Genomic DNA, 26,476 nt, shown 5'->3' on the forward strand with positions numbered 1-26,476 from the left:
AGCAGACGGGCCTGACGCTAGTCAGCTCGCTCAACCTCGTTGGCGGCCCTCTCGAACTCCGCATGAACCCACGACATCCAGTCGCCAGAGTCGGCGACCAGGCAGAATTCGTTCTCTTCGGGATCGCGCAGCACGATGTAGCCGTCCACGTCCGAATTCCCCGCCTCCGTACGCACTGTTGCTGCACCCAGAGAAAAGGCGCGTCGGCAGAACCGCTCGAGGCTGTCCACCTGCACGTCTATGTGCAGACGGCTCTTGGGTACAGTCTTCCCCTCGGGGACTCGCTGAAAGGCGATGAGTAGCGGAGTAGCGTCGACCATCGCCCAATCGGCGCGCGGCGACGCCCAACGAGCCCCTAACAGCTCTCCCCAGAAGGTTCGGTTGAGACGCTTCGGCAGTGGGTGCGTCGCGGGCAGGTCATCGGCAGTGGCATGGTGATCATCTCGAGGGTGGGTCTCTCGAACGTGTAGCGCGTGCACTAGGCACCTTCTTGGTCTCTCGCGCTGACACCGTGTCGCGCTCCTGGACGAGCCGCGTCCCGCGCCGGTTTCGAGTCCTATCGTTGCCGGGTGACGGACGCACGGATCGCTCGCCAGTTCGTGGTGCTCACCTTTCTGATCGCCTATGGGCTCTCCGGTGGGCTGATCGTGGCGGTCCGCTTCGGCTACGAGGTGCACAACGTCGTCTCCACGGTCCCCGAACTCCTGGCGAACGTGCCGTTCGCGATCTACATCATCTCGCCCGCGATCGCCTCCTACGTCGTCCTGCGAGCGAACCACAGAGTCTCGGGTCTCCGAGGGTGGCTGGGGCTCGTCTTCGCCGCCCGGGGTCGTCCTGCGGGGCATCTGCTCGCCTTCTCCGCGCTCGCGGTGTACTTCGCGCTCCACCTGCTGGTCTCCGGCCCTTCCGTGCACGCGGTCCCGTGGTTCATGTTCTTCCTGTCGTTGCCGGGCAATCTCGTCATCGGCGGCATGGAGGAGGCCGGCTGGATGACCGCGCTGCAGCCCGGCCTTGATCGTCGGTGGGGATTCGTCGCCTCCTCGCTGGTGGTCGGGATCATCTGGCTCCTCTGGCACGTGCCGCTCTTCTTCATCCCTGGCACGAACCACGAGTCCGGTCTGATCGACTTCTGGATGTTCGCGGTCCAGATCATGGCGTTCCGCTTCCTCTACGGCGCGATCTTCAGGATGGCGGGCACGAACGGGGTGCTCCTGTGCATCCTCAGCCACACGGTGTTCAACGCCGCCAGCTTCACTCTCGGCATCCCGCCGACGACCTGGGCAGGAACTCTCGTCGCCAACGCGGGGGTTCTGATTCTTGCCCTCGCGTCGGTGATGCTCTCCCACAGGTCTCGGGCGACTCGTCGATGGCGCGTCGGGCGCTGAGTATCGCTCAGGGCTGCGGCGAGGCGGATGCGTGCCACCTTCCACCCCGGTTGCCTACCGGCCCCCCAGGGTGGCCCGCCAGGCGGGTCCGACCGGCGGGCGGCGGGCCGGCCCCCGTCGGTCGTGGAGTCAGCGACCGATGGTGTCGAGCTCGGCGATGTCCTCCTTCGAGAGGGTCAGCGCTGCTCCGGCGAGGTTCTCGCGCAGGTGCGCGACCTGGGAGGTACCGGGGATGAGGAGGATGTTCGCGGAGCGTTGCACGAGCCAGGCGAGGGCGACGGCCATCGGGGTGGCGTCCAGACGCGCTGCCACGTCCGAGAGGGCATCTGCCTGCAGGGGACTGAACCCTCCCAGGGGGAAGAACGGGACGTAGGCGATGCCGTCCGAGGCGAGGTCGTCGATCAGCCGGTCGTCCCCGCGGTGGGCGAGGTTGTACATGTTCTGCACGCACACGATCGGCGCGACCGCACGGGCTTCGGCGACCTGCTCGGCGGTGACGTTGCTGACTCCGAGCCGTCGGACGAGTCCCTGCTGCTGGAGCTCGACAAGCGTCTCCACGGCTTCGGTGATCGAACCGGGCTGTGGCCCGTGGGCATCGCCCATGCGCATGTTCACCAGGTCGAGCTGCTCGACGCCGAGGGACTCGAGGTTCTCTCTCACCTGGCGGCGCAGATCCGCTGGCGTGCGGGCAGTGGGCCAGCCGCCCTCGGCGTCGCGGTCTGCCCCGACCTTGGTCGAGATCAGCACCGACTCCGGGTAGGGGTGCAGCGCCTCGCGGATCAGCTCGTTGGTGACGCGCGGCCCGTAGGCGCCGCTGGTGTCGATGTGGGTGATCCCCTGCTCGACGGCGTCGCGCAGTACCGCGATCGCGCCGTCCCGATCGGTGGGCGGCCCCATCACCCAGGGTCCGGCGAGCTGCATCGCCCCGTACCCGAACCGGGTGACGGTGCGTCCGCCGAGGTCCCACGTCCCCCCGGGGAGCGTGGTCGTGTCCGTGGTCATCTCGTCATACCTCTCGTGTGCGTGCTTCATCGGCTGGTGCTCCACCTCGCCGTGCACGAGCATGAGAGAGCAACTCTCCAGAAGGAAGTGCGCACCCTGAAGTGCGTAACCTCCCCGAGCAAGGACGGGACTCATGGCGACGCAGACCGCAGCCGAACGGCGTGCCCGGGCCAGGAATGCCTACAACGCGTTCCTGACCACCTGCCCGAGCCGTCAGCTGCTGGACCGGCTCTCCGACAAGTGGGTCGTGCTGGTTCTGTGCGCGCTGGGCGGCGACGGCCCCGGCGGCGACGGGGAGCCGATCTCGCTGCGCTACTCCGAGCTGTCGCGCATGATCGCGGGGGTGAGTCAGAAGATGCTCACCCAGACCCTCCGCTCTCTCGAACGGGACGGGATGCTCACTCGCACCGTGACCCCGACGGTCCCCGTCACCGTCGACTACACGCTCACCGATCTCGGTCTCTCGCTCCAGCGGACCACGCGCCAGCTCAGGGCCTGGGCGCAGGACAACATGGACGCCGTGCAGGCCAGCCGTAGCCAGTACGACACGAACGGCTGACGAGATACACGATGATGGCCGCCGGACCTCGGGCTCCTCTGGATCACCGCGGCCGAGCGCGTCCGCACCGCGGCGGCACGACGACGTCCCACGCGCTCTCCCGGTTCCGTCGGCCCTCCGACCCCACGAGACCGTCCCAGGGTCGCCACCCGTTGACCGGCCCCACTGATCGGGCTACCCTCGCCGCCCCCATTCGGAAAGCTCGGCCGAAATTTCGGGGCGCGACACGAAGGAGTGCCTGATGGATGGATCGACCGACCGCGCGTGCGAGACGACGCGGTGCCGACGCAGAGCGACGGGCCTCGTCGCCGGTGGGCTCGCCGGCGGACTCGCGCTCGCCGTGGGCCTCGCCGTCCCGGCCGCGGCGGAGAGCGCCCCGCGCGGGGCCGGCGTCCCGGCCACGGCGACGCCTGACGTCGGGCCGCCAGCCCTGACCGGTGCGCAGCGCGCGACGCTGGAGACGTACCTGGAGGACACGTACACGTCGCTGGAGGCCATGACGGACGAGGAGACCGGTCTGCCCGCGGACAACATCGAGGGTGACCTGGACCCGGCGTCGAGCAGTGCGTACACGTCGCCGACGAACATCGGCGGCTGGCTGTGGTCCACCGTCGTCGCGCGCGACCTGGGCCTGGTCGGCGCGGACGAGGCGCGCGACCGTCTCGCGACGACGCTCGACACCGTCGCGTCGCTGGACCGGCACGAGGCGAGCGGGATGTTCTACAACTGGTACGACCCGGCGACCGGCGACCGGGTCGAGACGTGGCCGGACAGCGGCGACGTCGTCCACCAGTTCCTCAGCTCGGTGGACAACGGCTGGCTGGCCGCGGGGCTGCGCGTCGTCGCGGAGGCGAAGCCGAGCCTCGCGGACGAGGCGCGCGCGATCTACGACGACATGCACTTCGGCGCCTTCTACAATCCGGACGCGCGCCCGGACCTCGGCGTGGGGCTGCTGCGCGGCGGGTTCTGGGACGAGGAGCCGCCCGGCTGCTCCGTGGCGGGCGACTACCTCGGCACGGGCACCGACGTCTACTACACGTGCCACCACTACGACACGACGGTCTCCGAGACGCGCATCGCGACCTACCTCGGCATCGCCGAGGGCGAGGTGCCGCCCGAGGCGTACTACGCGAGCCACCGGACGTTCCCGGACACGTGCGACTGGTCGTGGCAGGAGCAGAAGCCGATCGGCGAGACGCGCGAGTACCTGGGCGTCCCCGTCTTCGAGGGCGCGTACCGGTACCGCGACCTCGCGGTCGTCCCGGGCTGGGGCGGCTCGATGTTCGAGGCGCTCATGCCGGACATGCTGGTGCCCGAGGCGGAGTGGGGCCCGACGTCGTGGGGCGTCAACCACCCGCTCGTGGTGCGCGCGCACAAGGAGCACGGCCTCGAGGAGGCCGGCTACGGGGCCTGGGGCTTCTCGCCTGCGAGCAACCCCCTCGGCGGGTACGCGGAGTACGGCGTCGACGCGATCGGCCTGCGCTCCGACGGCTACCTGTCCGACGGCGAGACCGACGTCGACCTCGGGTTCGAGGGCTGCCGCGAGGCGACGAACCCCGCGCCGGAGTTCGGCGACGGCGTCGTGACGCCGCACGCGTCGTTCCTCGGGCTCGCGTACGACACCGAGGGCGTCCTCGACAACCTCACCCACCTCGCCGACGACCTCGGCGCGTACGGGCCGGGCGGGTTCTACGACTCGGTCGCCGTCCGCTCGGGCACCGTCGCCGAGCGCTACCTGTCGCTCGACCAGGCGATGATCGTCGCCGCGATCGGCAACGTCCTCGACGACTCGCGCCTCAAGGACTACTTCGTCGACGACCAGCTCGAGCAGCGGCTGCGCCCGCTCATGGCGGCCGAGTCGTTCTCCGCCACGGCCGACCTCACGCCCGGCGTGGGCGCCGACGTGCAGGTCCAGGCACGCTGCCTCGGCCACCGGGCGGCCGTCGCCGTCCGGGCGACGAGCACGGGGGACGGCCGCGCGGACGTCACGCTCGCCACGCCCTACGGGTCGCGGTCGTTCGACGACGTCGTCCCGCACCGCAGCACCTACCAGTCGTTCGCGGCGCGCACGGCGGAGATCCCGTCGGGCACCGCGACGGTGACGGTCACGTCCGACGACGGGTCGACGACCCAGGAGCTGTCCTACCGCTACGCGGGCGTCTCCTGCGGCTGACCGGCGGCCTGCTCGCCGGTCGACCGGCACGCGACGACGGGAGGGACGCGGACCGCGTCCCTCCCGCCCGCCGCGGTCCCGGCACGCGCCGGGGCGCGCGTCAGGGTCGCGTCACGACCGCGGGGGAGCGGTGGACTCGCGGACGACGAGGCTCGTCGCGAGCTCGGTGCGCAGCGTGTGCCCGCTCGCGGTGCGCGCGCGGTGCACGAGCCCGACGGCCGACGCGCCCATCTCGACGAGCGGCTGGCGGACCGTGGTGAGCGGCGGGTCGGTCCAGGGTGCGACGGGGAGGTCGTCGAACCCGACGAGCGAGACGTCGCCCGGGACGGACCGCCCGGCCTCGCGCAGCGCCCGCAGCGCGCCGAGCGCCGTGTCGTCGCTGCACGCGAAGATCGCGGTCGGAGGGTCGTCTCGGGCGAGGAGGCGCTGCGTCCCCTCGTAGCCCGCGGGGACGCCGTACGTGCTCAGGCAGACCAGGTCGTCGTCGACGGGCACGCCCGCCTGGATCATCGCGGCACGGTAGCCGGCGAGCCGCGCGATCGCGTTGTCCTGCTCCGGGACGCCGGTGATCGTCGCGATGCGCCGGTGCCCGAGCGCCAGCAGGTGCGCGGTCGCCTCGAGCGCCCCCTGGAAGTTCGCGGCGCCCACGCTGAGCACGTCCTCCGGCGGCCGACGGCGCGGGTCGACGACGACGAGCGGCACCCCGGCCGCTGCGAGCGTCGCGCGTGCCTCGGCGTCGGGGACCGCGACGACGCTCACGAGCCCGTCCGTGCCCCGGGTCAGCGCGTGCCGGACCCACGCGCCGCAGTCGTCGGGATCCAGCTCCACGGACAGCACGACGTCGAGGCCCAGGCGTCGCGCCTCGGCGACCGCACCGCGCACGACCGCCTCGGACCACGGACCCTCGAAGTCGACGATGCGGACGTCGACGAGTCCCGTCCGCCGGGGAGTGGGAGGCCGGATCTCGTAGCCGTGGCGCCGCAGGACCTCGGCGACGCGCTCGCGCGTCGCCGCCGAGACGTCCGCGCGCGCGTTGAGCACCTTCGACACGGTCGGGACGGACACCCCGGCCTCGGCCGCGACGGCGGCGAGCGGGACGTTCCGTCGACCGGGCTGCGTGGCGCTCATCCGGCTCCTTCGGCCTCGTCGCGCCGCGGAGCGATCCCTGTCGCACGCGCCGCCGTGAGCCAGCCGTGCGGGTCGTCGCTCGCGACGAGGTCCGTCCCGGACACGAGCCACGTGGCCCCCGCGCGGAGCGCCTGCGGGACGATCGAGCGCGTGACGCCGCCGTCCAGGCCGACGGCGTGACCCGGGGCGGCGACCTGCCCGACCGTGGCGAGCGCGTCGACCTGGAACGTCGACCCGGCGTGGCCGGGGGTGATCGACATGACGAGGACGTCGGTCCCGGGCTCGACCTCCGGCACCTCGACGCCGGGCGAGAGCGCGACGCCGGCACGCGCGCCCCGGGCGCGGACGCGGTCGAGCGCGGTGTGCCAGTCGCGCGTCCCGGCGTGGACGACGACGAGCTCGCAGAAGTCGGTCCAGCGGTCGACCTCGCGCAGCGGCTCCTCGACCATGAGGTGCGCCTCGGCGGCCAGCCCGCTGGCGGCGGTCACGGCGGCTGCCTCCGCGGCGGTGAAGCCGCCCGCTGCGGCGTAGCGGCCGTCGGTCCGGTCCCAGTGGACGGTGCGGAGCCCGGCGCGCGCGAGCCGGTCGGCCTCCGAGGCGACGCGGTCGCGCGGCGTGGACCAGAACGAGGCGGCGACGCGGGTGCGGGGGGCGCTCATCGGCCCGTGCCGCGCGCGACGGGCGGGAGGTCGAGCAGGGCCTCGGCGCACCGCTGCTCGGTGACGAGGGCGGAGACGAGTCCGGACCGGGTGACGGCGTGGACGGCGGCCGCCTTCTCGTGCTCGGCGGCGACGGCGATCACCTGGGGCACGCGGGCGAGCTGGCGTGCGGAGATCGAGAGGCACCGCTCGGCGAAGTCGGGGACGAGGTCGCCCTCGGCGGTGAGGAGTATGCCCGCGATCTCGGCGCGGACCCCGCGTGCGGTGAGGTCGTCCCGCTCGTCGCGCCCGAGGACCTCGCGGAGCTGGGAGATCGGCGGGTCCCACGAGCCGATCGCCACGACCGCGACGTCGACGCGGTCGAAGAGCGAGAGCGCACGGGCGATGTCGGGCTGGCGGCGCAGCGTGGCCGCGGTCGCGGCGTCCTCGACGACCAGGGGCGCGAAGATCGCGTGCGCGTCGCCCCCGGCGCGCAGGGAGACGCGGCGGATCACCTCGACGGGGGAGTCGGAGAGGTCGGAGCCGACCGCGCCGGTGAGCTGGACGACGGTCACGGGCGGCAGCGCGGTGAGGCGCTCCGTCATGGCGGTGAGCGTCCGCCCCCAGGCGAAGCCGAGGGTGTTCCCCGGGCGCAGGGACCGGGTGAGCAGCTCCGCGGCGGCCGCGCCGACGTCCTCGCGCAGCTCGGACACGGTGTCGCGGCCCTGGACCACGAGGCACTCGTCCAGGCCCAGGTGCGAGCGCAGGCGCGCGGAGAGGGCCGGGTCGACGACGCCGGCGTCGTCGATGGTGATGGTCACGATCCCGGCCTCGAGCGCCTGCTCGAGCATCCGGGCGACCTTGAACCGTGAGACGCCGAGCTCCTCGCCGATCTCGACCTTGGAGGCCGAGTCCACGTAGTAGCGGCGGGCCACGTGTGCGAGCTCGTGGCGCGAGAAGTCCGTCATGTCACCCATTCTTGCTCATCTGAGCGCTCGTCTGCGCATGTGTTACCGATCTGTGATCGAGGCGCGTTGCTTGCGGCCTCGTGGTGTTCATACTATCGACATACGAGCAATCGCGTGCTCATATGAGCACCCGCAAGGAGGCGAGAAGTACATGTCGCGACGACGCGTCCCCGACGAGGTCGGGATCGCGGGGATCTTGGTCCTCGTGGTGGTGGTGATGAGTCTGCTGTCCCCGAACTTCCGCACCGCCGGGAACTTCGAGGTCCTGCTGCTGAACGGTGCCGTGGTGGCGCTGCTCGCGCTGGGCCAGACCTTCGTGCTGCTCACCGGTGGCATCGACCTCTCGACGGGGTCCAACCTCGCCCTCACGGGCATGGCCGCGGCGCTCGGGATGCAGGCGGGGCTGCCCTGGTGGGCCGCCACGGTCCTCGCGCTCGTCGTCGGCGTCGCGGTCGGCCTCGTCAACGGGATCTTCGTGCACTACCTGCGCCTGCCCCCGTTCATCGCGACGTTCTCGATGTTCGGCATCGCCGGGAGCATCCCCATGATCCTCACGGGCGCGGCGTCGGTCACGGTGCGCGACCCGATGTTCGCCTTCCTCGGGCGCGGCGGGGTCTTCGGCATCCCGACGCCGATCCTCATCGTGGCGCTCGTCGCCGTCGTCTTCAGCGTCCTCCTGGCGCGCACGAGCACGGGCGTCCACATCTACGCGCTCGGCGGCAACAAGGAGACGGCGCGCCTCGCGGGCATCCACACCGGGCGCACCACCCTCTTCGTCTACGCGGTCTCCGGCCTGTGCGCCGCGCTCGCCGGCGTCGTGACGACCTCGCGCCTCATGGTCGGGTACCCGTCCGCCGGGTCGGGCAACGAGCTCTTCTACTCGATCGCCGCCGCGGTGGTCGGCGGGGTGAGCCTGTTCGGCGGGGTCGGCTCGATCGGCGGCGCGCTGCTCGGCGCGGTGCTCATCGCGACCGTCTCGAACGGCATGAACGTCGTCGGCGTCGACAGCTTCTGGCAGCCGCTCGTCATCGGCGTGATCATCCTCGCCGGCGTCAGCCTCGACACCTACCGCCGCTCGCTCTCGACCACCGGGGGGAGAGGCCGCCTCTTCCTCCAGCTCCTGCAACCACGTCGCGCCGCGCGCGCCACGTCCTGACCCCCCACCGCTCGAAGGAGAGTACTCATGCGACGCAAGATCATCGTCTCGGCCCTCGCCGTGACCGCCCTCGCCCTCGCGGGCGCCTGCTCCGCCGTCGACACCGGCACCGGCACCGGCGACGCGAGCGGGAGCGGCTCGACCGACCAGGCCGAGACCACCCTGCCCGCGTCCTGCGACGGGGAGAACCCGTACGTCGCGGTCAGCCTCCCGAACCTCACCAACCCGTACTACGTGGCCATGAAGCAGGGCTTCGAGGACGGCGGCGCCGCCAACGGGTTCGACGTCGAGGTCCAGGTCGCGAACGACGACGACGCCCAGCAGCTCGCCCAGGTCGAGGCCATGCTGCAGAAGGACCCGTGCGCGCTCGCGCTGAACCCCGTGAAGTCGGAGCCCGCCGCGGGGATCGTCAAGGCGGCGAACGACGCCGGCGTGCCCGTCTTCACCGTGAACGTCATCGTCGACGAGGACGCGCTCGCCGCGCAGGGCGCGACGATCGTCCAGTACCTCGGCGCGGACAACGAGGCGGGCGGCCGCGCGATGGGTGAGAAGGTCCTCGAGGACCTCGGCGCCGACGCCGCGCTGAGCATCGGCTTCATCACCGAGCCCGACGAGCGCCCGGTCGTCATCCGCGACGAGGGCTTCACCGACGCGGTGTCGGCCAACCCGAACGCGGAGGTCGTCGCCAAGGTCGACGGCAACGTCAAGCCCGACGACTCGCTGCGCGTCACGGGCGAGATGCTCCAGGGCAACCAGGACATCAACGTCATCTGGGCCTCGACCGGCCCCGCCGTCTACGGCGCGCTCCAGGCCCTGGGCAACCGCACCGACGTCGCGCTCTACGGGTTCTGCGCCTCCGAGGAGACGCTCACCGAGGTCTACCGCGGGTGCGTCGCGCAGGAGCCGGAGAGCTACGGCACCCAGGTGACCGAGCAGATCCGCGCGTACGTCGACGGCGAGGACGTCGAGCCGGAGATCCTCCTGCCGCTCAAGGCGTTCACCGTCGGCGAGACCCCTGCGCCGGGGGAGGTCGGCTGACATGACCGACGTCACGACGTCGGTCCCGCGGGGCGCCGCCGAGGGCGGCGCCCTGCGGGCCAGCGGGATCGTCAAGAGCTTCTCGCACGTGCGGGTGCTCAAGGGCATCGACCTGACGCTCGCGGCGGGCACGGTCACCGGGCTCGTCGGGCACAACGGCGCCGGCAAGTCGACGCTGCTCCGCGTGCTCGCCGGGGCGCACCCCGCCGACGAGGGCACGGTGACCGTGGACGGCGACGCGCTGCCCCAGGGCTCCCCGACCGCCGCGCTCGACGCCGGGATCTCGACCGTCTACCAGGAGCTGTCGCTCCTGCCGAACCTCACGGTCACGCAGAACGTGTTCCTCGGCCGTGAGCTGACGCGCGGCGGAGCGCTCGACCGCCGCACCATGCGCGAGCAGTCCCGCGCGCTCGCGGACCGGTTCGGCCTCGCGGTGGACGTCGACCGCAAGCTCGGCGCCTACCCCGTCGCGACCCGCCAGCTCCTCGAGATCGCCGTGGCCGTGGCGCGTGACGCGCGCTACCTGCTGCTCGACGAGCCGACGACGAGCCTCGAGGGCGGGCAGGTCGAGCGGTTCCTCGAGACCGTGCGCGACCTGGCCCGCACCGAGGGCCTGGGGATCCTGCTCGTCGACCACAAGCTCGACGAGCTGTACGCGGTCGCCGACCACGTCGTCGCGCTCGTCGACGGCGAGGTCCGCATCGCCGGCCCGGCAGGGACGGTCGACCGGCAGGCGGTCGTGCACGCGATCGCCGGGGACGAGGCCGTCGCCTCGACGGGCGGCGTCACCGAGGCGGCGCACCGCACCGACGTCGTCCCGCTCGACGCGGGCGCACGCCCGTCCCTCGTGGTGCGGAACCTGCGCACGCCCGCGCTCGCCGACGTCAGCCTCACGGCTCACCCCGGCCGCGTGCTGGGCGTCTACGGGCTCATCGGCGCCGGCCGCACCGAGCTGCTGCGCACGCTCGTCGGCCTCGACAAGGTCCTGGCCGGGAGCATCGAGCTCGACGGTGCGCCGTACCGGCCCGCGACCCCCGCCGAGGCCCAGCGGCGCGGGCTCGTCTACCTGACCGAGGAGCGCAAGGTCGACGGCATCGTCGGCGGGCTGGACGCGACGACGAACGTCGTCCTCCCGGTCCTCGACCGGTACCGCCGGCTCGGCCTGCTCGACAAGCGGCGGATGCGCCGCGAGGCGACGGCCCTCATGGACCGCATGCAGGTCCGCGGGGACCGCGAGGGACCCGTCGAGCGCCTGTCCGGCGGCAACCAGCAGAAGGTGCTGCTCGCCCGGGTCCTGGCTCAGGCACCCCGCGTGCTGCTGCTCGACGAGCCGACCAAGGGTGTCGACATCGGCGTCAAGACCGAGATCCACCGGCTCCTGCGCTCGCTCGCGCACGACGACGGGCTCACGGTCGTCGTCGTGTCGAGCGAGGAGGAGGAGATCCTCGAGCTCGCGGACGACGTCGTCACCCTCACGGAGGGCCGGTGCGACGGCGACGTCGTCGCAGCCGGCGACCTGTCCTCCGTGGACCTGCGGCACGCGGCCTGGAGCGCCGCGTGACCACACCGAGAACCCCTGGACGAGGAGTACCCATGACCATCCCCGACACCACGACGCGACGCCGTGCCGCCGTGCTCGAGACCGCGCGGGCCGTCGTCGCGCACGAGGCGCAGGGGGTCGCCGCGAGCGTGACCGACCTGGGCGACGTGTTCCTGGACGTGGTCCAGCGGGTGTACGAGTGCACGGGCAAGGTCTTCGTCACCGGGGCCGGCACGTCCGGCGCGGTCGCGCGCCGCATGGCGCACCTGCTCTCCGTGTCTGGCACCCCGTCGGTGTTCATCTCGGGCGCGGACGCGCTGCACGGCACGATGGGCGCGATGGCCCCGGGCGACATCCTCGTCGCGATCTCCCGCGGGGGCGGGAGCGACGAGATCAACGACCTGGTCGTGCGCGCCAAGGAGCGCGGCGTCGACACGGTCGTCGCGGTCACGGCGGACGCCTCCTCGCGCCTCGCGCGGAACGCGGACGTCGTGGTCGAGCTGACGATGATCCCCGGGATCGACCCCGGCGAGGTCATCGCGATGGGCTCTACCCTCGTGACGGCAGCGTGGGGCGACGCGCTCGCCGTGGTCCTCATGCGGATGCGCGGGTACTCGTGGGCGAACGTCCTGCACTCGCACCCCTCCGGGGCGGTCGGCAAGATCGACGAGGCGCCCCAGGAGCTGCCGCCCCTCGAGCCCTACTGGAAGTAGCCATGGACCTTGTCGCAGGGGTCGACTCGTCGACCCAGTCCTGCACCGTCGAGCTGCGCCGCCGCGACGACGGCGCGCTCGTCGGGACCGCCTCCGCGCCCCACCCCCGGACCGCACCGCCCGTCAGCCGGCAGGACCCGCGGGACTGGTGGGCCGCGTTCCGGGCGGCGTTCTCGGGTGCCCTGCGCGACGCCGACGCCGACCCGGCGCAGGTCGTCGCGTTCGCCGTCGGTGCGCAGTGCCACGGGCTCGTGCTCCTGGACCGGAGCGGGGAGCCGCTGGCCCCCGCACCGCTGTGGAACGACACGACGGCGGGCCCCGCGGCGGCGCGGATCGCCGAGGAGTACGGGCTCGAGCCGTGGATGCGCGACGTCGGCATGGCGCCGTCGTCCGCCCTGACGATCATGAAGCTCGCGCACGTGGCGGAGACCGACCCCGCGCTCCTCGGGCGCGTCGCGCACGTCCTCGTGCCGCACGACTACCTCACCTACCGGCTCACCGGGTCGACGGTCACCGACCGGTCCGACGCCGCCGGGACCGGCTACCTCGACGTGCACCGCGGCGTCTGGCGGCCCGAGCTCCTGGAGCGCTTCGTCACGTCGGACGTCGCCTGGGCGGACGTCCTCCCGACCGTCCTCGGGCCCGACACCGCGGCCGGGACCGTGCGCCCGGACGTCGCGGCCGAGCTCGGGCTCGGGCTGGGCGTCGTCGTCGGACCGGGCGGGGGAGACCAGCACCTCGCCGCCGTCGGGCTCGGCCTCGTCGAGGGCGACCTCGGGGTCTCCCTCGGCACCTCCGGCGTCGTGCTCAGCCCCCGCCGCACGTCCGTCGTCGACCCGCTCGGCACGGTCGACTCCGTGTGCGACGCGACCGGCGGGTACCTGCCCCTCGCGTGCACGCTCAACGCCGCCAAGGTCACCGACATGTTCGCGCGCCTCCTCGACGTCGACCACGCGACCCTGGAGCGGCTCGCCCTCGCCGCCCCCGTCCGGGGGGAGCGGCCGACGCTCGTCGCCTACCTCGACGGCGAGCGCACCCCGCGGCGACCGGGCGCGACCGGCGTGCTCGGCGGGATCACCGGCGAGACCACCCGGGAGGACCTCGCGCTGGCCGCGTTCGAGGGTGTCGTCGCCGGCCTCGTCGGGGCGGCCCGCGCGCTCGAGCGGGTGGGCGTCGACACGAGCGGGGAGGTCGTCGTCAACGGCGGGGGCGCCCGGTCGCTCGCGTACCGGCAGGTCCTCGCCGACGCCCTCGGCCGCCCCGTCGTGCGTCGTGCGGCCCCCGAGGCGACGGCGCGCGGGGCGTGCGTCCAGGCGGTCGCCGTCCTCGAGGGCGCCACCGTCGCGGACGTCGCCGCGTCGTGGGCGCCCGCCGTGCTCGACGCCGTCCCGCCGCGCGACGCGCCCGCGACGATCGACGCCCCCTACTACGACCTGCTCGCCACGGTCGCGGACCGGCCCCGGCCGACCGTGCCCTGACCGCACCGCACCACCGCGGCCCGACCGCACCACCAGGGAGAACGCATGCTGTACATCGACTCCGCCGACCGCGACCAGGTCGAGCGGCTCCTCGCGACCGGCCTGTTCGCCGGCGTCACCACGAACCCGACGATCCTGTACCGGTCGGGGCTCACGGTCGACGACGTCCCCGCCGTGCACCGGTGGGCGCGCGCGGCCGGGGCCGAGACGGTGTTCCTCCAGGCCGTCGGCGCGGACGAGGCGGCGCTCGAGGCGCACAGCCGCGAGCTCGTCGACCTGGGGCCGGACGTCGTCGTCAAGCTGCCCGCGACGCGCGACGGCCTCGCCGTCTCCCGCCGGCTGACGCGCGAGGGGGTTCCCGTGCTCGTCACGGCCGTCTACCACGCCTCCCAGGCGCTCCTCGCGGACGCGGCCGGCGCGGGCTGGGTCGCGCCCTACGTGGGGCGGATGGGCGACCTCGGGCTCGACGGCGTCGAGCAGACGGTCGACCTCCACGCCACGCTGCGGCGAGGCCGGGCGAGCGGTGACGGCGGGTGCCGCGTGCTCGCCGCGAGCCTGCGCGACACGACCAAGGTCGCGGCGCTCGCGGCCCGCGGGATCGAGGACTTCACGCTGTCGACCGCGCTCTGCGCCGCGCTCCTGGAGAACCCGGACACCGTCGCCGCGGCGGCGCAGTTCGAGACCGACGCCCGCGCGGCGGGCTGACGACCCGGCGGACGGACGACGACGGGGGGCGGGGACGATGTCCCCGCCCCCCGTCGTGACCTGTGGGAGCGTGCGGCGCGCGGCCGTGGCCGCGGCGTGTCAGTCGTCGAGCGAGACCGTGCCGCGCGCGACGCCGCCGAGCCAGCCGAGGCTGGGCTTGGGCGTGCGCTCGAACGTCTCCGGGTCCCACGCGACGAGCCCGAACGTCGGGGCGAACGAGCCCCACTCGTAGTTGTCGATCAGCGACCAGTGCAGGTAGCCGAGCAGCGGCAGGCCCGCCTCCATCTCGGCGTGCAGCGCGCGCAGGGCGTCGCGTGTGTAGTCGATGCGCCGCGCGTCGTCCGCCGTCGCGATGCCGTTCTCGGAGACGAGGACCGGCAGGCCGGTGATCTCGTGCCCGAGGCGCGCGGCCTCCGCGATGGCGGCCGGGTAGTACTCCCACCCGGTGAGGGTCTTCTCGGAGTCCTCGGGAGCGGGCAGCGGGCCGTCCACCGTGATGCGCGTGCGCGTGTAGGCCTGGACGGCGATGAAGTCGTCGCCCTTCGCGGCTTCCAGGAAGACGGTCTCGCGCGGGTAGGCGTACTCGCGCAGGACCTCCTCGGCGCCCGGGTCGGCGAAGAACTGCTGCGGCGCGACGGGCCACCCGACGGGCACCCCGACGGTCCGCACGAGCTCCACGGCCCGGCGGTGCGCGGCGATGAGGTGCTCGGTCGCGACCGGGTCGGGCGCGTGCATCGTGCCGGCCTGGAGCTGCTCGGTGCCCTTGGCGGCCGTGATCATCATCGCGAGGATGTTCGGCTCGTTGATGGTGAACACGTGCGACGCGCGGTCGAGCAGCGGCAGCACGTGCTCGACGTACCGAGCGAACCGCTCGACGGACCGCGGGTCGGTCCAGCCGCCGTCCTCCGCGAACCAGCGCGGCGACGTGAAGTGGTGCAGCGTGACGAGCGGCGTGACCCCGTGCTCGAGGCAGCAGTCGATCATGCGGCGGTAGTGGTCGACCTCGGCCCGCGAGAAGCGGCCCTCGGCCGGCTCGATCCGCGCCCACTCGATCGAGAACCGGTATGAGGTGAGCCCGGACTCGGCCAGCAGCCGGATGTCGTCGGCGTACCGGTGGTAGGAGTCGGCGGCGTCGCCCGACGGCTCGGCGAGGGTCGAGGCCGGGTCGACCTCGCGCGCCCACCAGTCGCTGTTGACGTTGTTGCCCTCGATCTGGTGGGCCGCCGTGGCGGCGCCCCAGACGAAGGACTCGGGGAAGGTGATCGACACAGGCACTCCTCGTCGGTCGCCGGTCACTTGATGCCGGTCATGGCGATGCCCTGCACGAAGTAGCGCTGCAGGAACAGGAACAGGATGAGGATCGGCGTCACGACGAGCACGGACCCGGCCATGAGCAGGCCGTAGTAGGTGCCGTTCGAGCCGACCGAGTACAGCGAGAGCGCGACGGGAAGGGTGTACATGTTCTCCGTCTGCGCGACGACCAGGGGCCACAGGAAGTTGTTCCACGACCCGAGGAACGTGAGGATGCTCAGCGTCGCGAGCGGCGGCCCGCACTGGGGGAGCACGATCCGGAAGAAGACCCGGAACTCGCCCGCGCCGTCGATCCGGGCGGCCTCGATGAGCGCGTCCGGGATGCCGAGCATGAACTGCCTCATGAGGAACACGCCGAGCGGGCCGGCGAGGAACGGCAGGATGAGCGCCGGGTAGGTGTTGACGAGCCCCATGTTGGACACGAGCACGAACATCGGCACGAGCGTGACGACGCCCGGGACCATGAGCGTGAGCATGACGAGCGCGAACAGCACCTTCTTGCCGGGGAACTGCATCTTCGCGAGGGCGTAGCCGACCATCGAGCAGAAGATGATGTTGCCGAGCACCACGACGACGGCGACGACGATCGAGTTGGTGAAGTACTGCCCGTAGTTGAGCTGGGACAGCCACCGCTCGTAGTTGTCGAGCGTCGGGTTCTCGGGCCACCAGGTGATGGGCCGCTGCAGGAGCTCGCCCTGCGTCTTGAAGCTGCCGAGCGCCATCCAGATGAACGGCATGAGGGTCAGGAGCAGCCCGACGACGAGCGCCGTGTACGTGGCGCCGCGCGACCAGCGGATCGGGCGTCGCGGCCGACGGCGGAGCGCGCCCTCCGGCGTCGACGTCGCGGAGGTGGTCCGCGAGGACGTGACGGTCATGTCAATCCTCCTTCGACCGCAGCAGGCGGAACTGGACGGCGGCCAGCGCGGCGATCAGCGCGAACAGGACGTACGCGGCCGCGGAGGCGAACGCGTAGTTGCCGTAGCCGAACTGGTTGTAGACGTAGTAGCTGATGGTCAGCGTGGAGTTGACCGGGCCGCCCTTGGTCATGACGAACGGCTCCTCGAACACCTGGAGGAAGCCGACGGACAGCAGCACGGCGCCGAGCAGCAGGGTGGGGCGCATGAGCGGGACCGTGATGGAGCGGAAGCGGCGCCACGAGCCGGCGCCGTCGACCTCGGCGGCCTCGTAGACGTCGCGCGGGATCGCCTGCAGGCCGGCCAGGAAGATGATCATGAGCGTGCCCATGTTGCGCCAGGCGGCCATGACGATGATCGACGGCATGGCCCACGTGCTGTCGTTGAGCCAGTCGGGGCCGTCGATGCCGACCCAGCCGAGCACGGTGTTGACGAGGCCGGAGTCCTGGAGGATGAACCGCCACACGACCGCCACCGCCACGATCGACGTCACGACGGGCGTGTAGTAGCCGACACGGAAGACGCTGCGGAACTTCTCGATGCCCGAGTTGAGAGCGACGGCGAGTGTGAGCCCGAGCACCATCGTCAGCGGGATGCCGACGAGGACGAAGTAGAAGGTGTTGAGCAGCGCCTTGCGGAACAGCTCGTCCTGGAAGACGCCGGTGAAGTTCTCGAGCCCGACGAAGTTCACCGCGAACGGCGTCTTGATGTCACGGATCGTGAGGTCCGAGAACGACATCCCGAACGACGCGAGCAGCGGCCCCAGCATGAAGACCGCGAAGATCGCGACGAACGGGAGAGCGAACAGCCAGGCGACGAGCGCTTGCCGTCGCCGGTGGACGGCGCCGGCCGTGCGCCGGCGCCGTCCCTCGGTGGTGGTGGTCATGACTGACGGGCCCTGTTACCAGCCGAGCCCGAGCGTGTCGGCCTTGGCCTGGATCGCCTTCGCGGCGTCCTCGGACGTGACCTGACCGTTCGCGACCTTCTCGGCCTCGGTCTCGATCGTCGCGGAGAGCTCGTCCCAGCTGGGCACGGTCGGCGGGGCGATCGTGTTGTCGAGCTGCTCCTGGAGCACCTGGGTGCGCGGGTTGGACGTCAGCGGCTCGTAGTCCCACGCGGTGGTGAGGGCGGGCAGGTCGCTCGTGGCGTCGAACCAGGCCTGCTGCGTCTCGGGCTGGGCGAGCCAGCGCACGAGCTTCCACGCGCCGTCGGGGTTCTCGGCCTCGGCGAAGACGCCGAGGTGGCCGCCGCCGATGTACGAGTCGTTGTTCGCGGAGCCCGCGGGCACCGGGACGGTGGCGACGTTCTGCTCGACCCAGTCCTCGCCCTGCAGGTCGGCGAGCACGTTGACCATCCACGGGCCGGAGATGAACGCCGGGTCGGAGCCGTCGACGAACGCGCTGTTCTGCGAGTCGCCGTAGCCCGACAGCGGGGACAGACCCTCGGTGAAGAACGACGCGTAGTAGTCGAGCGCGTCGATCATCGCCTGGTTGTCGAGGTCGAACGCGTCGCCCGCCTCGTTGAGGACCGAACCGCCGGCCTGCGAGTAGAACGGCAGGATGACCTGCGTGGAGTCCTCCGCGTCGCCCATCGGGAGCTGGAGGCCGTAGGTCGAGCCGTTCGCCTGCATGGCCTGCGCGAAGGCGGTGAGCTCCTCCCACGACGTGGGCGCCTCGACCCCGGCCGCCTTGGCCAGGTCGGAGCGGTAGTACAGGACACGGGTCTCGACGTACCACGGCACGCCGTACTCGACTCCGTCCGCGACGGTGGAGGCGGCCGCGCCCTCGACGAAGTCGGCGCTGTCGACGAGGCCGTCCGGGACGGGCGCGAGGCCGCCGGTGGCGACCATCGTCGGCATGAAGGACGAGCCGATCATGATGGCGTCGGGCACGGTACCCGCGGCGACGGCGGTCTGGAACTTCGTCATGACGTCGGCCCACGGGATCGTGGTGACCTCGACGTTCGCGTCGGGGTTCTCGTCGGTGAAGCCCTGGACGAAGTCGGGCAGCTTCTCGCCCTCCTCACCCATCGCCCAGATCGTGATGTCACCCTCCGCGGGGGCGTCGTCGACCGTCGTGGTGGACCCGGCTGCGGTCCCCTCACCCGTCGACTCGTCGTCCGCGCGACCGCACGCGGTCAGGGCCAGGAGTCCGACGACGCCGATGGCGACCGCCTTGCGTCCGAGCTTCATGAGCAATCCTCCTCATCGAGCAGTCGGCTCGTCTGGTGTGAGCCGCTGTGGAAACTACCTTAGCGTGCGCTCGGTTAGTATTTTCAACCGGGGCGTCCAGGCCGTACCGTTGGCGCCGAGAGACTGGCGAAGGAGACGGTGATGAACGAGAGCGACTCCGCAGGTGGCGGCGCCACGACGGGGACGGCGGGGGCCGTGGGGAACCGAGCGACGACGACCGCGACCCGCGGCACGACGGCGGCCGGGCTGCCCGACCGACGCATCGTCCGGGGCGAGCAGCGCCGTCGCGAGATCCTGCGCACGGCCGTCGAGGTGTTCGGCGAGCAGGGCTTCCGCGGCAGCTCGCTGCGCGAGATCGCGGCGCGCGTCGGCATCTCCGAGGCCGGGCTCCTGCACCACTTCGGCAGCAAGGCGGGCCTCCTGACGGCGACGCTCGAGGAGCGCGACCGGCGCGACCTCGTGCGCCGCACCGAGGACGAGGCCGCCGGCGCGGACCTCCTCACGACCATCCGCGACCAGGTCCGGCGCAACGCCGAGACCCCCGGCCTCGTGTCCCTGCACGTGGTGGTCGCCGCCGAGGCGACGGACACCGCCCACCCGGCCCACGACGTCGTGCGCGACCGCTACCGCGCCCTGCGCCACCAGGACGACACGCGCTTCCAGGACGCCGTCGCGCGCGGCGAGCTGCGCCCCGAGGTCGACCCGCAGGCGATCGGCCAGCTCTTCTCCGCCGTCATGGACGGCCTGCAGCTCCAGTGGCTGCTGGACCCCGACAACGTCGACATGGTCGCCCTCTTCGACCAGTTCCTCGCGCTGCTGCGCCCCGAGGGCACGACCCCCGCAGCACCCGAGACCCGCACCACCGAGCAGGAGACCGCGTGACCCTCACCGCCAGCCCCGCACGCACGACCCCCCTCGCGGGCGCGACGCTCGCCTCGGGCGAGCTGACCGTCGAGCTCACCGGCGGGGGTGACGTGCGCGCCGTGAGCACGGGCGGCCTGCTCGTCAACCAGTACCTGCCGGGCGAGCACGACCGCATGCCCGGCGGCGTCCTGCTGCGCGCGACCCGCGCGGACGGCGGCGTCGAGGTCGCGCGACTCACGGGGTCGTCACCTGCGGTGACGTCGGTCGAGGTCGGCACCGACCGCGTCGTGTGGTCGGGCGAGGCGCTCGGGCTCGCCACGCGCGTCGCGCTGACGCTCGACGGGCGCACGCTCGTCTGGCGGGTCGACCTCACGGCCGGGCCCGCCACGCCCGCGGACGTCCGCTACGACGTCGTGCACGCGCAGGACCTCGCGCTCGCGCCGCCCGCCGCGGCGCTGTCGAGCGAGCCGTACGTGTGCCAGTACCTGCTGCACCGTGCGATGGAGCACCCCGACGCGGGCACCGTGCTCGTCAGCCGGCAGACCATGTCCGCCCAGCCGCGCCTCCCGCTGGCCGTCGCGTTCCTCGTCGAGGGCGCGGTCGCGCACCTCACGGACTCGCTCCAGGTCTTCACCGCGCGGGCGCGGCGCGACGGCGTCCCGCACGGCCTGCTCGGGCCCGTGGACTCCGGCGTGCTCCAGTACGAGTACGCGATGCCGACCCTCGTCTCGCGTCCCCTCGACCTGTCCGGCGGGACGGCCCGCGTGCACGCGGTGACCGTCGTCGACCCCGACGCGCCGGGCCCGCTCGCCGCGCACCTCGACGAGGTGGCAGGCTGGGCCGCGGCCGCGGTCGCCGCCGCGGCGGACGAGCGCGCGACCACCCCGCTGCCGCGGTCCGGGTCCGTGCTGCGCGACGCGCCGCTCCTCGCGGGCGACGAGCTCGGCGAGGCCGACCTGCTCGCCGCCGTCGGGCTCGGCTCTGACGACGTGCTGCTGCCCGAGCGCGACGCCGACGGCACGCTGCTGTCGTTCTTCACCGCGACCGGGACGCACGTCGTCGACGCGCGCAAGGACACCGTGACCGAGCGCTCGCACGGGCACGTGCTCAAGGCGGGCGACGACGTGCTGCCCACCGACGACGTCCTCTCCACGACGGCGTTCGCGCCCGGGGTCTTCGCCTCGCACGTCGTGCTCGGCAACACCACGGCCAACCGGCTCGCGACCGTGCACCGGCACCACCTCAACCTGCTGCGCAGCAGCGGGCTGCGCGTGCTCGTCGAGGACGGCCACGGGCCCCGGCTGCTCGGGCTGCCCTCCGCGCTCGTCCTCGACGTCGGGGGCGTCCGCTGGGTCTACGAGACGCCGCTCGGCCGCGTGGACGTGCGGACCGTCGCGCACGACCGCGAGAACCGGATCGACGTGGACGTGCGCTGCGACCGACCACTGCACGTCACCGCGACCCTCGAGCTCGACGACGAGGCGGGCGGCTGGGTCGTCGAGCACGTGGCCCCGGCGGCGGACGCCGGCGAGGCCGTCGTCGTGCACCCCGTCCCGGGCGGCGACGTCGACGCGCACTACCCGGACCTGCGGTACGTCGTGGCGTCGAGCGCGCCGGTCGCGCTCGACCCGGAGGCTCCCGCGGGCACGTCCGCCGGGACCGCGCACCGCCTCACGAGCACGACCGACACCGGCGCGCTCCGGGTCGCGATCACCGCCTCGCTCCAGGGACCCGACGCCGCGCTCGCCCTCACGGAGCCTGCGCACGACCCGCTCGCCGACCTCGGCGCGACCCTCGCGGGCCACCTCGCGACCGTCCGGGGGGTCGTGCGCGGCCTGCGGTTCGCGCCCCACGCGGAGCTGGAGACGCAGGAGCTCGACCTGCTCGTGCTCTGGTACGCGCACGACGCCCTGATCCACTTCCTCGTCCCGCACGGCCTGGAGCAGTACTCGGGCGCGGCGTGGGGCACGCGCGACGTGTGCCAGGGACCGTTCGAGCTCGCGCTCGCAGGCGGGCGGCACGACGTCGCGCGGGCGATCGTGCTGCGCGTCCTCGCGCACCAGCACACGTGGGGCGAGTTCCCGCAGTGGTTCATGTTCGACGCGTACGGCGAGCGCTACAACGACTCCTCGCACGGCGACGTCGTGGTGTGGCCGCTGTTCGCGCTCGCGCAGTACCTGGAGGCGAGCGGCGACCTCGCGGTGCTCGACGAGCCGGTCCCGTTCTGGGACCACGCGCACCGTCGCCCCGCGCGGACCGGGCCCGACGCCGAGGCGACCGTCCGCGACCACGTCGCCCGCCTGCTCGACCACCTCGACCGCGATCGCCTGCCCGGCACCGCCCTGCCCGCGTACGGCGAGGGCGACTGGGACGACACGCTCCAGCCCGCCGACCCGCGCATGCGGACGGACCTCGCGTCCACGTGGACGTCCGCGCTGCTCGTGCAGGCCGCCGAGCTGCTCGCCCGCACCACGTCCGGCAGCGGCGACCACGCCGCCCTCTCGGCGCGCGCCGGGGCCCTGGCCGCCGAGGTGCGTGCCGACCTGCGCGAGCGCGCGCTCGTCGACGGCGTCCTGGCCGGGTACGTGCGGCACGGGTCCGACGGCGACGAGCTCGTGATCCACCCGTCCGACACGGTCTCCGGGATGCGGTACCGCCTCATCCCCATGACGCAGTCGATCATCGCGGGCATCCTCACGCCCGAGGAGGCGGACCACCACGAGCGCCTCGTGGTCGAGCACCTCCACTTCCCCGACGGCGTGCGCCTCATGGACCACCCCGCCGCGTTCGACGAGGGCGTCCCGCACACGTTCCTGCGGGCCGAGCAGGCGGCGAACGTCGGCCGCGAGATCGGGCTCATGTACGTGCACGCGCACATCCGCTACGTCGAGGCGCTCGCGGCCCTGGGCCGCGGCCGCGCGCTCGACGAGCTGCTGCGCATCAGCCCCGTCGACCTGGGTCGTCGCCTCGCGCACGCCGCGCCGCGGCAGCGCAACGCGTACTTCTCGTCGAGCGACGCCGACTTCCCGGACCGCCAGAGCTTCGCGCGCGACTTCGACCGGCTGCGCGACGGCACGGTGGGCGTGCGCGGCGGGTGGCGCGTGTACTCCAGCGGGCCGGGCATCTACCTGCGTCAGCTCGTCCAGGGCGTGCTCGGCCTCACGGAGCGCTCGGGGTCGACCGGCGCGCTCGTCGTCGACCCCGTGCTGCCCGCCGCGGCCGACGGCCTGGCCGTCGACCTCTCGCTCGCCGGGCGGACGCGCCGGGTCGTCTACCGGGTCGCCGAGCCGGGCGAGAGCGTCCGGGTGCGCGCAGGGTCCGACCTCGGCGCGCTCGTCGACGTCCCCACGACCCCGCGGGCGGGCGACTACCGCGAGCGCGGCGTCGTCATCGCGACGGGCGACCTGGGTGACGCGACGCTCGTCGAGATCACCGTGCCCGCGGGGTCGTAGACCCCGAGATCTCGCCGTCCCGAGCCGTTCCCCGCGCGTGGGTCGGAGGCGCTAGCCTTCGGACCACGCCGCCGTCGGGACGGCGACACCCGCGACGAAGGAACACGCCGTGAGCCAGCCTCCGTATCAGCAGCACCCGGGCGGCGACGCCCAGCAGCCCCCGCAGGCCCCCGGGCCGTACGGGCAGGGCCAGCCCGCCTACGGGCAGCCGGCCGCCCCCGGTCCCTACGGGGCGCAGGCGCCGTACGGCCAGGGCCAGCCCGCGTACGGCCAGCCCGCGCAGCCCGAGCAGCACCAGCCGGCCTACGGGCAGATGGCTCCGCAGGCTCCGCCCGTGGCGCCGTACGCGCCGCAGGGGCAGCAGCCCTACGGGGCGCCGTACCCGCCGCAGGGCCAGCAGCCGTACGGCGCCCCCTACGGCCAGCCCGGCTACGGCGCGTACGCCCCCGTCGGCCCGCAGCCGATGACGTGGCGCACGATCCTCGCATACGTGTTCAGCCCGATCGCGGTGTTCTTCCTGCCGATCGTGTTCGGCGTGCTCGCGATCGTCTTCTCGGCGATCGCGGTCCGCCGGAACGAGAAGACGGCGAAGATCGCGCTCGGGGTCGCGATCGCGTGCACCGCGGTGGGCTTCATCCTGGGCGCGATCAGCGGCTACCAGGCGGCCAGCCAGTACTTCTGACGGTCACCCGGGCAGGCCGACCAGGACGCCCGCCCTGCTCAGCCGCAGTCGACCCCGGCGTACGGCGTCTCGACGACGACCGGTCCGTCGTCGCCCGCGACCGTCAGCGTGGCCGTGCCCGCCTCGACCGACGCTGCCCGCGTGCTGAACGCCTGGTAGGCGTTGCGGCCCGGCCGGACGTCGGCGAACGAGCGCTCGCCCGTGGCCGCGCCGAGGGTGAGGTCCACGGCGTCCTCCCCGACGTTCAGCGCGCGCACGGCGACGTGCGCCGTCCCGGCCAGGCACCGCGCGTCGACCTCGACGTGGACGGGCGGGAGCTCGCGGACCCGCACGTCGCGGTAGGTGACGACGTCGGGCGCGGACCCGTGCGCCTGCAGGCCGACGTACCCGACGAGGCCGCGGCTGCTGGAGTCCGGGTCGAGCGGGCGGTCGGGGAACGGGACGCCCGGCAGGTTCTCGTACTCGTTGATGACGACCCCGTCGCGGATCACGGTGTAGTGCTGCCCGACGACGCGCACCTCCAGCTCGTTCCACGTGCCCTTCGCGGTGGGTCGGGCGCGGTCGAGCCCGATGTCGGCGAACCCGTAGACCGAGCCGGTCTTGCGCGGGTCGTTCGACCCTCCCTCGGGCGAGTCGTTCACCTGGATCTCGTGGCCGCAGTTCACGGCGATCCACGAGAGGTTGCCGGTCTCGTTGCCGTTGAACGTCGTCGGGCACCCGTCGACGGGCCCGGAGAGGTCCGGGAACCGGACCTGGACGCCGCTGTTGGCGCGCGCGTCGCCGGGAGCGTCGTCGCGGAACTGCACGACGAGCGAGAAGTCGCCGTACTGGCGCACCGGGTACCAGAGCGTCCCGAACCCGCCGCCCGCGCCCGCGCGGGAGCGGATCGTGCCGTCGTCGAGCAGGTCGAAACCGCCGTCGCCCGCGTACTCCCAGGCCTCGAACGACGCCGCGGTGCCGTCGAAGATCACGTCGTACCCGTCGTCGGGCGCCGCCGCCCGGGGTACCGCGGCGCCGGGTGCCGCGGTCTCGGGTGCCGTGGGCACGACCGCCGCGGCCGGCGCCGCGAGCGCGACCCCGACGGCGAGCGCGACCGCCCCGGCGAGGCGGGCGCGGTGCGCCCGGCGGAGGACGGGGGGACGGGTGGTGCTCGACATCGGAACTCCCTCGTTCGACGCGTGTCCCTCCACCCTCCCACGGATGCCGGGCGCTCTCCACGGCACGGGGAGCGAGCGCGCACCCGGGGGCCCCGCCCGTCCGCACCCGCGTGCGCGCGTCGGGCGCGGTGGGAGAATCGACCGGTGTCCGGAGCCGAGGAGCGAGTGCTGGAGTCCGCCCGGGTCGCGGCGATGCTGCGCGACGAGATCCTGGACGGGGTGCGCGTCCCGGGGTCCCGGCTGGTCGAGCGGGACCTGGCAGCCGACTTCGGCGTGAGTCGCATCCCCGTCCGCGACGCGCTCAAGGCGCTCGAGGGGGAAGGGCTCGTCGTGCTGCGGCCGCACACGTGGGCGGTGGTGCGGGAGTTCTCGGAGGCGGACCTCGCCGACCTCGACGAGGTCCGTGAGGTGCTGGAACCGCTGGCGTTCCGTCTCGCGGCGGAGCGGCACGGCGCCGAGGGCCTGGACCGGCTCCGGCGCGCGCTCGCGAGCGAGCAGGAGGGGGCGCGCACGGCCGACAGCGTCGGGTCGCGCCGTTCGGCGGCCGACTTCCACGAGATCGTGACCGAGCTCGCGGACAACCGGCTCCTGCGGGACATGATGCAGGGCATCCGCAGCCGCGTGCGCTGGGCGCTGTCGCAGCACGACGACCTCGCGCACGTGACCGAGGAGCACGCGGAGCTGTTCGAGGCGGTCGCGTCGCGGGACGGCGCGCGTGCCGCCACGCTGGCGGAGGCGCACGTGGACAGCAGCCGTCGTCAGCGCGCCGCGCACGTCGCGGCGCTGCGCGCCGGGGGCTGAGCGACCCGACGTCGGCGCCGGGACGCCGCGACCTCAGACGGGGCCGGACGTCCCCTCGTGCGACGTCGCCGGGCGGGCCGGGATCTCCACGGCCTTCTGCCACGAGCCGACCAGGCGGCCGTCGCTCGTCTCGAGCCGGAACGGCGCGAGCGGGAGGTTGCCCGCGCGGCGTCGCGCGCGGAGCACGTCGATGGCGTCCTCGTCGCTGTCCGCGCCGAACGGCTCGCCGCGCCGGGCGCCCGTGGCGGTGACCACGTGGTAGCTGGTCATGCTGTCGTCGTCGTGGTGGACCTCGTCGGCGAGCGCGGCGACCTCCTTGGCCACCTCGAGGTTCGGCAGCGCGACCCAGGTGCGTCCCGGCCCGTCGAGCGTCCACGTGTCGGCGTCGTCGCGCCGGATCACGTACTCGCGCGACGCGTTGCGGGCACGCCAGGTCCCGTTGTCTACGGCAGTCCAGGTGAGCATGTTCATGAGCGCTGGTTGCGGGTCGGACGGCGGTCCGGTCTCTCGTCGGTCGAGCGGTAGTTCCCCCTGCCCGTCGTCCGGTGACCCACCCGCAGCGTACGCTGCCCGCCCCGCGGGCGTGTCCACCCTGGGGAGGAGATCACCCGTCAGACAGGT

General features: G+C 73.1%; 24 protein-coding genes. 13 read left to right on the plus strand and 11 right to left on the minus strand.

The features are described 5' to 3' along the window. Positions 1-17: 17 nt before the first annotated feature. Positions 18-677: a VOC family protein gene (locus ACFC2L_RS05400; RefSeq protein ID WP_375823267.1), complete on the minus strand. Its 660-nt coding sequence runs from the start codon at positions 675-677 to the stop codon at positions 18-20. On the opposite strand from ACFC2L_RS05400, the gene ACFC2L_RS05405 reads away from it, so the two are divergent. Further along, positions 570-1,385: a CPBP family intramembrane glutamic endopeptidase gene (locus ACFC2L_RS05405; protein WP_375823268.1), complete on the plus strand. Its 816-nt coding sequence runs from the start codon at positions 570-572 to the stop codon at positions 1,383-1,385. The two genes, ACFC2L_RS05400 and ACFC2L_RS05405, sit on opposite strands and share 108 nt — an antisense overlap. A gap of 129 nt (positions 1,386-1,514) precedes the next feature. Here ACFC2L_RS05405 and ACFC2L_RS05410 read toward each other — a convergent pair whose 3' ends face one another. Beyond that, on the minus strand, positions 1,515-2,387 hold the full coding sequence (locus ACFC2L_RS05410) for an aldo/keto reductase family oxidoreductase (protein WP_375823491.1): 873 nt from the start codon (positions 2,385-2,387) through the stop codon (positions 1,515-1,517). A gap of 133 nt (positions 2,388-2,520) precedes the next feature. Between ACFC2L_RS05410 and ACFC2L_RS05415 the strand changes: the two genes are divergently transcribed. Beyond that, on the plus strand, positions 2,521-2,946 hold the full coding sequence (locus ACFC2L_RS05415; protein ID WP_375823269.1) for a winged helix-turn-helix transcriptional regulator: 426 nt from the start codon (positions 2,521-2,523) through the stop codon (positions 2,944-2,946). 241 nt (positions 2,947-3,187) lie between these two features. After that, positions 3,188-5,119 carry a glucoamylase family protein gene (locus tag ACFC2L_RS05420; protein WP_375823270.1) on the plus strand — a complete coding sequence of 644 codons (1,932 nt, stop codon included), beginning with the start codon at positions 3,188-3,190 and terminating at the stop codon, positions 5,117-5,119. Positions 5,120-5,230: 111 nt separating this feature from the next. Here the strand turns inward: ACFC2L_RS05420 and ACFC2L_RS05425 are convergent, their stop codons facing one another. Genes ACFC2L_RS05425 through ACFC2L_RS05435 form a run of 3 tightly spaced genes read right to left on the minus strand, consistent with a single transcriptional unit; the run spans position 5,231 to position 7,853 of the window. Then, positions 5,231-6,247, minus strand: coding sequence for a LacI family DNA-binding transcriptional regulator (locus ACFC2L_RS05425; protein ID WP_375823271.1), 1,017 nt, complete (start codon positions 6,245-6,247; stop codon positions 5,231-5,233). Beyond that, entirely contained in the window at positions 6,244-6,906 is a 663-nt protein-coding gene (locus tag ACFC2L_RS05430) for a hypothetical protein (protein ID WP_375823272.1), read from the minus strand. The genes ACFC2L_RS05425 and ACFC2L_RS05430 overlap by 4 nt, the downstream gene beginning before the upstream one ends. Continuing rightward, positions 6,903-7,853 carry a sugar-binding transcriptional regulator gene (locus ACFC2L_RS05435; protein ID WP_375823273.1) on the minus strand — a complete coding sequence of 317 codons (951 nt, stop codon included), beginning with the start codon at positions 7,851-7,853 and terminating at the stop codon, positions 6,903-6,905. Before ACFC2L_RS05435 ends, ACFC2L_RS05430 begins: the two co-directional genes overlap by 4 nt. A 151-nt stretch (positions 7,854-8,004) precedes the next feature. Here ACFC2L_RS05435 and ACFC2L_RS05440 point away from each other — a divergent pair, with 151 nt between their 5' ends. From ACFC2L_RS05440 to ACFC2L_RS05465, 6 genes are read left to right on the plus strand one after another with little or no spacing between them, the layout of a single operon-like run. Further along, positions 8,005-9,009: an ABC transporter permease gene (locus tag ACFC2L_RS05440; protein WP_375823274.1), complete on the plus strand. Its 1,005-nt coding sequence runs from the start codon at positions 8,005-8,007 to the stop codon at positions 9,007-9,009. A gap of 27 nt (positions 9,010-9,036) precedes the next feature. Continuing rightward, positions 9,037-10,047 carry a substrate-binding domain-containing protein gene (locus tag ACFC2L_RS05445; RefSeq protein WP_375823275.1) on the plus strand — a complete coding sequence of 337 codons (1,011 nt, stop codon included), beginning with the start codon at positions 9,037-9,039 and terminating at the stop codon, positions 10,045-10,047. A gap of 1 nt (position 10,048) precedes the next feature. Next, complete coding sequence (locus ACFC2L_RS05450; protein WP_375823276.1) at positions 10,049-11,608, plus strand: sugar ABC transporter ATP-binding protein; 1,560 nt, start codon at positions 10,049-10,051, stop codon at positions 11,606-11,608. Between the two features lie 32 nt (positions 11,609-11,640). After that, the gene (locus ACFC2L_RS05455; protein WP_087470396.1) at positions 11,641-12,300 is read left to right on the plus strand and encodes an SIS domain-containing protein; all 660 of its coding nucleotides are present in this window, start codon (positions 11,641-11,643) and stop codon (positions 12,298-12,300) included. A gap of 2 nt (positions 12,301-12,302) precedes the next feature. Next, positions 12,303-13,778: an FGGY family carbohydrate kinase gene (locus tag ACFC2L_RS05460; RefSeq protein WP_375823277.1), complete on the plus strand. Its 1,476-nt coding sequence runs from the start codon at positions 12,303-12,305 to the stop codon at positions 13,776-13,778. Positions 13,779-13,823: 45 nt separating this feature from the next. Beyond that, positions 13,824-14,483 carry a transaldolase family protein gene (locus ACFC2L_RS05465; RefSeq protein ID WP_375823278.1) on the plus strand — a complete coding sequence of 220 codons (660 nt, stop codon included), beginning with the start codon at positions 13,824-13,826 and terminating at the stop codon, positions 14,481-14,483. A 99-nt stretch (positions 14,484-14,582) separates the two neighbouring features. On the opposite strand, the gene ACFC2L_RS05470 is transcribed toward ACFC2L_RS05465, so the two are convergent. From ACFC2L_RS05470 to ACFC2L_RS05485, 4 genes are read right to left on the minus strand one after another with little or no spacing between them, the layout of a single operon-like run. Then, a complete protein-coding gene (locus tag ACFC2L_RS05470; RefSeq protein ID WP_375823279.1) occupies positions 14,583-15,752 on the minus strand; it encodes a glycoside hydrolase family 1 protein in 1,170 nt (389 codons plus the stop codon). 23 nt (positions 15,753-15,775) lie between these two features. Next, positions 15,776-16,669 (minus strand): carbohydrate ABC transporter permease, encoded by an 894-nt coding sequence (locus ACFC2L_RS05475; RefSeq protein ID WP_375823280.1) that lies wholly within the window; start codon positions 16,667-16,669, stop codon positions 15,776-15,778. A gap of 1 nt (position 16,670) precedes the next feature. After that, positions 16,671-17,594 (minus strand): carbohydrate ABC transporter permease, encoded by a 924-nt coding sequence (locus tag ACFC2L_RS05480; protein WP_375823281.1) that lies wholly within the window; start codon positions 17,592-17,594, stop codon positions 16,671-16,673. Positions 17,595-17,609: 15 nt separating this feature from the next. Next, the gene (locus ACFC2L_RS05485) at positions 17,610-18,899 is read right to left on the minus strand and encodes an extracellular solute-binding protein (protein ID WP_375823282.1); all 1,290 of its coding nucleotides are present in this window, start codon (positions 18,897-18,899) and stop codon (positions 17,610-17,612) included. A 141-nt stretch (positions 18,900-19,040) separates the two neighbouring features. Between ACFC2L_RS05485 and ACFC2L_RS05490 the strand changes: the two genes are divergently transcribed. The 3 genes from ACFC2L_RS05490 to ACFC2L_RS05500 all read left to right on the plus strand — a co-directional run bounded on the left by ACFC2L_RS05490 (position 19,041) and on the right by ACFC2L_RS05500 (position 23,897). After that, positions 19,041-19,781: a TetR/AcrR family transcriptional regulator gene (locus ACFC2L_RS05490; RefSeq protein ID WP_087470391.1), complete on the plus strand. Its 741-nt coding sequence runs from the start codon at positions 19,041-19,043 to the stop codon at positions 19,779-19,781. After that, positions 19,778-23,215, plus strand: a complete 3,438-nt coding sequence (locus tag ACFC2L_RS05495; RefSeq protein ID WP_375823283.1) for a GH36-type glycosyl hydrolase domain-containing protein — start codon at positions 19,778-19,780, stop codon at positions 23,213-23,215. Before ACFC2L_RS05490 ends, ACFC2L_RS05495 begins: the two co-directional genes overlap by 4 nt. A gap of 109 nt (positions 23,216-23,324) precedes the next feature. Then, positions 23,325-23,897: a hypothetical protein gene (locus tag ACFC2L_RS05500; RefSeq protein ID WP_375823284.1), complete on the plus strand. Its 573-nt coding sequence runs from the start codon at positions 23,325-23,327 to the stop codon at positions 23,895-23,897. Between the two features lie 38 nt (positions 23,898-23,935). On the opposite strand, the gene ACFC2L_RS05505 is transcribed toward ACFC2L_RS05500, so the two are convergent. Continuing rightward, positions 23,936-25,054, minus strand: a complete 1,119-nt coding sequence (locus tag ACFC2L_RS05505) for a DUF1080 domain-containing protein (RefSeq protein ID WP_375823285.1) — start codon at positions 25,052-25,054, stop codon at positions 23,936-23,938. A gap of 144 nt (positions 25,055-25,198) precedes the next feature. Here ACFC2L_RS05505 and ACFC2L_RS05510 point away from each other — a divergent pair, with 144 nt between their 5' ends. After that, entirely contained in the window at positions 25,199-25,855 is a 657-nt protein-coding gene (locus ACFC2L_RS05510; protein WP_375823286.1) for a GntR family transcriptional regulator, read from the plus strand. A gap of 33 nt (positions 25,856-25,888) precedes the next feature. Here ACFC2L_RS05510 and ACFC2L_RS05515 read toward each other — a convergent pair whose 3' ends face one another. Then, positions 25,889-26,326, minus strand: coding sequence for a hypothetical protein (locus ACFC2L_RS05515; RefSeq protein WP_375823287.1), 438 nt, complete (start codon positions 26,324-26,326; stop codon positions 25,889-25,891). Positions 26,327-26,476: the final 150 nt, after the last annotated feature.

This window comes from Cellulosimicrobium sp. NPDC055967 (genome assembly GCF_042269845.1).
GTDB lineage: Bacteria > Actinomycetota > Actinomycetes > Actinomycetales > Cellulomonadaceae > Cellulosimicrobium.

Excerpts from the sequence above, each read along its gene's own strand:
- ACFC2L_RS05410 (WP_375823491.1), bottom strand. The coding sequence starts at position 2,387 with ATGACCACGGACACGACCACGCTCCCCGGGGGGACGTGGGACCTCGGC.
- ACFC2L_RS05415 (WP_375823269.1), top strand. The coding sequence starts at position 2,521 with ATGGCGACGCAGACCGCAGCCGAACGGCGTGCCCGGGCCAGGAATGCC.
- ACFC2L_RS05420 (WP_375823270.1), top strand. The coding sequence starts at position 3,188 with ATGGATGGATCGACCGACCGCGCGTGCGAGACGACGCGGTGCCGACGC.
- ACFC2L_RS05425 (WP_375823271.1), bottom strand. The coding sequence starts at position 6,247 with ATGAGCGCCACGCAGCCCGGTCGACGGAACGTCCCGCTCGCCGCCGTC.
- ACFC2L_RS05430 (WP_375823272.1), bottom strand. The coding sequence starts at position 6,906 with ATGAGCGCCCCCCGCACCCGCGTCGCCGCCTCGTTCTGGTCCACGCCG.
- ACFC2L_RS05435 (WP_375823273.1), bottom strand. The coding sequence starts at position 7,853 with ATGACGGACTTCTCGCGCCACGAGCTCGCACACGTGGCCCGCCGCTAC.
- ACFC2L_RS05440 (WP_375823274.1), top strand. The coding sequence starts at position 8,005 with ATGTCGCGACGACGCGTCCCCGACGAGGTCGGGATCGCGGGGATCTTG.
- ACFC2L_RS05445 (WP_375823275.1), top strand. The coding sequence starts at position 9,037 with ATGCGACGCAAGATCATCGTCTCGGCCCTCGCCGTGACCGCCCTCGCC.
- ACFC2L_RS05450 (WP_375823276.1), top strand. The coding sequence starts at position 10,049 with ATGACCGACGTCACGACGTCGGTCCCGCGGGGCGCCGCCGAGGGCGGC.
- ACFC2L_RS05455 (WP_087470396.1), top strand. The coding sequence starts at position 11,641 with ATGACCATCCCCGACACCACGACGCGACGCCGTGCCGCCGTGCTCGAG.
- ACFC2L_RS05460 (WP_375823277.1), top strand. The coding sequence starts at position 12,303 with ATGGACCTTGTCGCAGGGGTCGACTCGTCGACCCAGTCCTGCACCGTC.
- ACFC2L_RS05465 (WP_375823278.1), top strand. The coding sequence starts at position 13,824 with ATGCTGTACATCGACTCCGCCGACCGCGACCAGGTCGAGCGGCTCCTC.
- ACFC2L_RS05475 (WP_375823280.1), bottom strand. The coding sequence starts at position 16,669 with ATGACCGTCACGTCCTCGCGGACCACCTCCGCGACGTCGACGCCGGAG.
- ACFC2L_RS05480 (WP_375823281.1), bottom strand. The coding sequence starts at position 17,594 with ATGACCACCACCACCGAGGGACGGCGCCGGCGCACGGCCGGCGCCGTC.
- ACFC2L_RS05485 (WP_375823282.1), bottom strand. The coding sequence starts at position 18,899 with ATGAAGCTCGGACGCAAGGCGGTCGCCATCGGCGTCGTCGGACTCCTG.
- ACFC2L_RS05490 (WP_087470391.1), top strand. The coding sequence starts at position 19,041 with ATGAACGAGAGCGACTCCGCAGGTGGCGGCGCCACGACGGGGACGGCG.
- ACFC2L_RS05505 (WP_375823285.1), bottom strand. The coding sequence starts at position 25,054 with ATGTCGAGCACCACCCGTCCCCCCGTCCTCCGCCGGGCGCACCGCGCC.
- ACFC2L_RS05515 (WP_375823287.1), bottom strand. The coding sequence starts at position 26,326 with ATGAACATGCTCACCTGGACTGCCGTAGACAACGGGACCTGGCGTGCC.